Genomic DNA, 1,009 nt, shown 5'->3' with positions numbered 1-1,009 from the left:
TAGGCGCTGTTTCTCGGATCATGTGCGGAGCCAGATGATGAGGGCTGCAAGGGTGACGGTGCCGAGGTAGGTGTAGGCCCGTTTCTCGTAGCGGGTGGCGACGGCTCGGAAGCCCTTCAATCGGTTGATGGCGCGCTCGACGGTGTTGCGTTTCTTGTAGCGCTCGCTGTCGAAGCCTGCGGGCCGGCCGCCTCGAGAACCGCGGTTGCGGCGGTGCCTTTGCTGGTCGAGGCGTTCGGGGATGGTGTGCGGGATTCCGCGTCGTCGCAGGTAGCGGCGATTTCTGCGCGACGTGTAGGCCTTGTCGGCCAGGACATGATCGGGCCGGGTGCGAGGTCGGCCGACTCCGACGCGGGGCACGGACACCAGCTGCAGGACGGGCTCGAGTTGTGGGCCGTCACCGTAGTGTCCGGGGGTCAAGAGGAAGGCGAGCGGCCGGCATCGTCCGTCGGCGGCGAGATGGATTTTGGTGGTGAAGCCGCCGCGGGATCGCCCCAGACACTCGCCGATCTGACCACCTCCTCCAACCGGACGGCCAGTTTCCGAAGCACCGGATCGACCTGGTTCGTCCCCCGGCGGACCCCCTTTTGAGGAACCGTGACGGGGGGCGCCTTCATCGCGCCGGCCGCATGCTGGTGAGACCTCACCGCTGTGGAGTCGACCGACACGTCCCAGTCGATCCGACCCTCGGCATCCTCGGCGGCCTGCACCCGCGACAGCAGCATCTGCCAGGTCCCGTCCGCCGACCAGCGGCGATGACGCTTATAGACCGTCTCCCAGGGCCCGAAGCGCTCCGGCAAATCGCGCCACTGCACTCCCGTGCGCACGCGATACAGCACCCCGTTGATCACCCGGCGATGATCGCTCCACCGGCCCCCACGCGCACCACCGCGAGGCAGGAACGACTCCAGTCGATCCCACTCCGCGTTCGTCAGGTCACCACGTCCCATGCAGCCAGCCTGACCCCAACACCCCACCCACGTAAGGGGATCCGAGAAACAGCGCCTAG

At 67.3% G+C, this 1,009-nt stretch carries 1 pseudogene; it reads right to left on the bottom strand.

The features are described 5' to 3' along the window. Positions 1 to 18 precede the first annotated feature (18 nt). A pseudogene (locus IG08_RS58660) lies at positions 19 to 950 on the bottom strand (IS5 family transposase). Between the last annotated feature and the right edge of the window lie 59 nt (positions 951 to 1,009).

The organism is Streptomyces fulvoviolaceus (assembly GCF_000718165.1).
GTDB classification, from domain to species: domain Bacteria; phylum Actinomycetota; class Actinomycetes; order Streptomycetales; family Streptomycetaceae; genus Streptomyces; species Streptomyces fulvoviolaceus.
This window is presented reverse-complemented; position numbering and strand designations above follow the sequence as displayed.